This window comes from Variovorax multivorans (genome assembly GCF_051216835.1).
Classification (GTDB): Bacteria; Pseudomonadota; Gammaproteobacteria; order Burkholderiales; family Burkholderiaceae_C; genus Variovorax.
Genome location: NZ_JBPJZL010000035.1, coordinates 1 through 5773 on the forward strand (window position 1 = coordinate 1; position 5773 = coordinate 5773).

5 protein-coding genes are annotated in these 5773 nt (G+C 67.1%); all 5 read right to left on the minus strand.

The genetic code is table 11. The features are described from left to right. Positions 1 to 57 precede the first annotated feature (57 nt). From ACSFCA_RS36245 to ACSFCA_RS36265, 5 genes are read right to left on the minus strand one after another with little or no spacing between them, the layout of a single operon-like run. Positions 58 to 471 carry a hypothetical protein gene (locus ACSFCA_RS36245; RefSeq protein WP_435462963.1) on the minus strand — a complete coding sequence of 138 codons (414 nt, stop codon included), beginning with the start codon at positions 469 to 471 and terminating at the stop codon, positions 58 to 60. Continuing rightward, complete coding sequence (locus ACSFCA_RS36250; RefSeq protein WP_435462962.1) at positions 449 to 2371, minus strand: hypothetical protein; 1923 nt, start codon at positions 2369 to 2371, stop codon at positions 449 to 451. Before ACSFCA_RS36250 ends, ACSFCA_RS36245 begins: the two co-directional genes overlap by 23 nt. Before the next feature lie 9 nt (positions 2372 to 2380). Next, a complete protein-coding gene (locus tag ACSFCA_RS36255) occupies positions 2381 to 4105 on the minus strand; it encodes a hypothetical protein (RefSeq protein ID WP_435477488.1) in 1725 nt (574 codons plus the stop codon). A gap of 23 nt (positions 4106 to 4128) precedes the next feature. Beyond that, entirely contained in the window at positions 4129 to 5313 is a 1185-nt protein-coding gene (locus ACSFCA_RS36260; protein WP_435462960.1) for a tyrosine-type recombinase/integrase, read from the minus strand. Next, the gene (locus tag ACSFCA_RS36265; protein WP_435462959.1) at positions 5294 to 5590 is read right to left on the minus strand and encodes a hypothetical protein; all 297 of its coding nucleotides are present in this window, start codon (positions 5588 to 5590) and stop codon (positions 5294 to 5296) included. Before ACSFCA_RS36265 ends, ACSFCA_RS36260 begins: the two co-directional genes overlap by 20 nt. Positions 5591 to 5773 lie beyond the last annotated feature (183 nt).

Consider the following 5773-nt stretch of genomic DNA (forward strand, 5'->3'; position numbering starts at 1 on the left):
CCATTATGTTGATTTCGAGGGTGTCAACACGGGGGAGCCTGTGACCCCCGTATTCGTCTATTTACGTATTGAAACCAGCTTTGGCTTGGCATTTCGGCGCAGGTCGGCGAGTTCGCGTTCCTGGCGCCGCAGCAGTGAGCTGGTCTCCTGCCAAGCCGCGAAATAGTGGTCGACCAGAGCCGCGAGCTTGGTCACCTGCTGGTGCAGGTCTTCGTTCTCGTCGCGCAGCTGCTGCACGGCACGACTGGCCGGACCCGGATCACGGTAGCGCTGCCGCTGCAGCTTGTGTAACGCGTGCAGGATGTCGGGGTGGTAGCGGTACAGCGCATTGCGCGAAACGCCAGCGAGTTCACACAGCGCCGAGGCGGTCGGTGCTTCGGGCGTGCTGAGCGCGGCCAGTTGGGCCAGCGCATCGCGCAGCCGCTGCGCGGGCGGCCTGCCGGTGGCGTCAGCGGTGGATGCGCTCGCCATGCTTGCCCTCCTTGCTCACTTCATCGATCGCGCGGATGAGCGAGCGCGCCTCGTCGAGACGCTCGCGCACGATGCGTAACGTCTGCAGCGGCAACGCCGGTTCGTTGAGCAGCACTTCGTGCCTATGGACCTGCTCGACCCAATAGGGCCGATGCTGGGTTGACACGGCGAAGTTCTTGCAGCGCGAGCAGGTCGAGGGCTCACGCCGTGCCGGGTTAGGGCCGATGGCGTTGCCCAGGCAAGCGCTGTGATCTTCCCTGTAGACGCAGAATCCCCAGTCGCACACGCCGAGCACGAGCCCGGCATCCACCAGCAAGCGCGCGTAGCTCTTGATGTCCTGCTTGAGTCGCGCGCCCCGGAAGCGCGGGCGCCTGGCCACGATCTCGGCGCCGGCGTGGCCGCCCAGGCCGGGTGCGGCGAGCATGTGTTCCCAGGCTGCGGCCGACTGTTCGAGGATCCCGGACTCGATCTCCTGATTGAGACGGTAGTCCGAGCCGCTGTAGCCGTGGTCGGTGACGGCGCGTTCGCGGTGACCGAGATGCTGGGCCAGCGCGAACAAGGCCGAGCTATCGCGCAGCGCCGCGAAGCGGGCGAAGGTCTTGCGGCCCTGGTGCGTCGTGAGCCGCCAGGGCTTGCCCTGATGCAGAGGTAACCCAAGCCATGCGGCGAAACGCTGCAGCAGAAGGCGCATGCGCATGGCCGATGGAACGACCAGCGGACCGGGGCACACCATCTGCCACTCGGTGGCGCCAGAAATCTGACGGCGGCGCAGCCACAACTGGGCGCGCCCTGCCTGAGCGCGATGCCCGGCGGACAGCGCCTCGAGAACCGAGATGGCTTGGACAGCGGGCGGCGGCACTACCCACTCGTGGGGCCGGCCGCTGTACTCGGCCTGGTGCTTGAAGATGGCGCCGACGATCACGGGGATCACATCATCGGTGGCGCCGTCGCCACGCTGCTGCACGCAGCCGGCATCCAGGTGCAGGATCTCGCTCGCCCTGGGCCCCACCAAGTAGGAGATGACCACGAAGCACGCGGCGTAGAGCATATCGATCAGTTGCGCGAGGTCGTCGACCGTACGGACCGGTTGCGCAGTGCCGGGCAGTTCGATGCCTGCCTGCTGCAACGCCCGCGTCGCCGCATTGGTGCGGGCGTTGACGCCGTAGCCGCGTCGGGTGGCCGAGGCCATCGCTTCAGCGTAGACCTGCCTGGCCCGAAGGATGTGAGGGGCGCCATCGACCAGCAGATTGATGGCACCCTGGACCAGGGCAACGGCGACGCCATCCGGGGTATAGGGCCAGCGCCGAATCTGGGCGTCGCGCACGCCGGCGACCTCGCCGTGGCTGCGCCCCGGGAAGGGATCAATGTGCAGCCCGTCGTCGAGTTCGTCGCGAAACCGATGGAGGTACGTGAACAGGTAGAGATACTTCTGCACCGTTGCGGGGGCGCGCGCGGCGCGCGCGATGCCAGGACGCTCTGTGAGCGAACGCTGGAACTGCAGCAGCGCCGTGGCGTCCAGATCGGCAAAGCGCGTGAAGCCTGCCTGGTCCATCCAGCGCAGGAGCTCGCGCAAGTACATGAAATGCCCGGCCACCGTGCTTGCGCGTTGCGCCAGGCCCGTGCTCAGTGAGCGGCTGCGGATGAGTGCGATGAGCTGCCTGCTGCTCTCCAGCAGCGGCGCATACCGATCGTCGGTGAAACACCTTCCGCCAGCGAGAGTGAAGTTCCAGTGCAGTTGCACGGGTCTGGCTTCTTCGAGGACATTGGTGGGCTTGAAAACCCAGACCGTGTCGCGCCAGGTCGAGTCGAGCAGGAACCATGCGTGATCGATGGGCGCGGACTGCGCCGCGCGTGCACCCCGCACCTTGGGGACTTGGGTGGCGGATCGGGAAGCGCGCATCGCTGCACCTCATCGCAGATCGGGTAACGGTGGCAATTGCGCCACCAGGGGCGCAGCGGCAGCGAGTTCGCCCGCGGCGAAGCGTGCAAGGATGTCCTCCTCCAGGATGCGCAGCTGCGGGGCATAGACCGACTGCCAGCGAGCCGGGTGCAGCGCCCTGGCAGCAGCGCGCAGGTGATCGCGTGCCTGCAGCAGCCGGGCTACCGTTGAAGGGTCCGGCGTGATGATGGCGTTGGGGCAGGTGAAGCAGCCCATGAAGTGGGTGCACAACTCGCCGCGATGCGTGCCGGGGGCTGCACCTGCGAACGGGTCCGTGCAGCCAAAGCCGAACATCGACACGACCTCCCCGGGGGGAACGATTGAGCCGCTGCCGTTCGAGGCAGCAGGCTTGGCTGTGCCGCTCGAGCGAGCCTGCTCGATGTGCCCGATGAAGGCGCGCTGCAAGGCGGCGATGCGTGCGCGATGTTGTGCGTCGACTTCAGGCGTCTGGACGTAGCGCACGGTGGTAGCCAGGTGCGCGTGGTTGGCGACGGCGCTGACGCGGCGCAGGTCGCCCGAGGCACGGTAGAAGCTCGCGAGGACGCCGGGGCGGATTGACGCCAGGGAGAACCTCGACAGGCCGTGGCGCCCGCAGAAGGCCTTGAGCATGCTCTTGACGGCGCTGCTCGACAACGCGGTTACTCCGCGCATGCCCGCGTACAGGAACAGCCGTTCGCGCAGCGCGACTGGCGCGAGCGTTCGCAGTCGTTCGTTCCACGCGACGATCTCCTTCACCAGCGCGGGCGGCTCGAAGCAGTCGACGCTGCTGAACGTGCGCCGCTGGATGCTGTTGGCGCGAGCCTTGAACCACACGAGCGCCTGGCGATCGTCCAGCAGCGGCAAGGATTGCAGGCAGTCGCGCTCGAGTTCGGCGATGGGGTCGGGGTTGCCGGCCGCATGGATCAGGATCGCGAGGTAGTACGGTAGCAGCGATTCGGCGCGTGGGTACAGACAGGGCTCGACCTGCTTCAAGCCGCCGAGCCGGCTCAGCGTTCTGTTGACCGCATGCTGCCCTGCGCGTGACAGTTCGCGTGCCGTGGGGATGATGCCGCCGCAATGCCGATCGACATGTTGCAGCAGCCAGCCAAGCGTGCCTGGCTTGCCGCTGTCGGCGACACGTTGAGCGGTGGCCGCCTCGCGGGCATTGCGCATCTGCGCGATGTCTGCCTCGCACGCACGCAGGATTGCGCGCAGTTCGTGCGCCGGCATCTTGCTGCGCGGCGGCGTGTCGCGGTTCCTCCACGGGAACGGGTTGAAGGGGTACTCGATGCTGTGGATGACTCCGGGGCGGCAGCGTTCGAGCCATTGCAGCAGTTTGCGCAGCGCCGTGTACGCGCCTGCCCGGCTCGACTTGGCCCAGGGCTGGCCGTCTGGCCTGCGCTGCGCGTTGAGCCACTCGATGTAGCGCACGAGCAGGTCGCGATGCAGGTCGGCCAGTCCCGCAGGCGAACCCGACTCGCAGGCAAATCGGTCGAAGGTCTTGATATGGAACCAATGCGTATGGATGCAGCGCTCGGACTGGATCCCGACGTGGCTCCAGAAAGCCTCGGCCAGAGCGAGGCGCACGTCCTCGGGCAGGCACAGCGAGGTGAAATCGACGACGGTGTTGCGCACCCGCCGTGGTGCGTCGTGACGCACGGGCTGCATCCCCTCGAGTGCAGCGGCCGTGGCCTTGCCCGGCAGCACCCGAGGCATCGGTTGACGGCGTGCGCCCATGGTCACTGAGTCCCGGACAACAAGGTGTCCAGGACCTCCTTGAGTGCGCAGGCGTCGACAGCGATGGCGCGCAGATACCGGTCGGTGGTCTCGATGCGTTCGTGACCCATCAGCACCTTCACCACGAGCAGCGGGTTGATCGCGGCGCCCTCGCTGGCGAGCCGTTCGAGGCGAGCCAGCAGCATGCAGGCGAAGGTCGCCCGCATCAGATGCGTGGTCGCCTTGAACCCGCAGGCCCGGCCAGCTTGGCTGATCACGCGCTGATAGGCGTTCCTGCCGGCGGGCGCGCCGCGGGCGTTGATGAACAACGCCGTATGCTCGACAGGTCGGCCCTTGCGCCGGGCGCGCTGCAGCCAAGCGTGACGGTGACCGCAGAGGTAGCCTGCCGTCTCATCGAGCAGACTTGCCGGCGCGATCACGTAGCCGGGCTTGCGTCCCTTGCGCGTCACATCGATCGTGTGATGCGACGCCGCTGACGGTTGCCGCCTCGTGACGTCATTGACGCTGAGTCGCAGCAGCTCACTAACCCGAAGGCCCGTGTAGAGCTGCCAGCGCGCCATCAAGTCGTACGGCGGCGCCAGTGTGGCCAGAAGTTCGCGCGCCTGCGCGGATGTGAGCGGACGCGGCAGCGGCTCGAACTGGCGCAGCACGAAGAGATTGTGGTCGCTCGCCTGCGTGGTGCCGGCGCGGGCCGGCTGCGGGTGCCTCGCCACGGCGAAGTTGCGTGGCCGCCCCACCAGCGGCGAAGCGGCCAGCCAGTGCGTCCGCACGGCCCACTCGTAGAACCTCAGCACACCGCGCACGCGGTGGTTGATGGTCGAGATGCGGTAGGGCCGGCCCGTGTGAGGGCTGGGCTGCAGCATCATGCGGTTGCGGTAGGCCACCAGGTCCACCGCATCGGCGCCGTCCCAGCCAACGGCGTTCTGTTCGAGCGTCTCGAACCAGTCGTAGAGGACCTCGGCATAGGTCCTGAGCGTGTCGGCGGTATGCGCCCGCTGCACGAAGTGTTCATGCAGGAAGGCCACGACCGGCTCGATGAGTTGCCACTGCGCCGTGAAGAGCAACGGGAACCCCGCGGGCCTTGGCTCGCGTAGCACGATGGAATGCGCCTGCGTTGCCGCCGGGCGCAAATGCTTGATGACCTCCGACGGGTTCGCCAGGGGGCCCTTACGAACGATCTGGACCATGCTGGCCTGCCGCGTTGGTCAGGTGCTTCACCGCATCTACGAACGACAGGCCGAGGACGTGCCTCGCCAGATCGATGGCGCCGCCACCGCCGAGCCGCACTCGCGTGTCGTACCACTTGGCTCCGGTGGTCAGGATCTCGAACTCGCCGCGCGCGGTGGACACGTGCCACCGACAGCTGCGGTCGTCCTTGACAGGCACATACGTCGGGTCAAGTCTGGCGTGCGTCGTCAGCAGCGCCAGGGCTTCGCCGGCCGGCATCTCGCGAAGCCGTGTCAACGTGGCTGCACTGAATGATCTGCGCGCTACCATCACCGCGACTCCCGCAGGACTTGCCGCAAAAAATGCGGCGCGCCGGGCTACTCGCCTCTGAAAGAGGCTTGGGCTGCTCGGGCAGTTCCCAGTGTTCGGCGACTCGTCAGATCAGGCAACCCTGTTGACACTCTCCAATGCAACCTAACA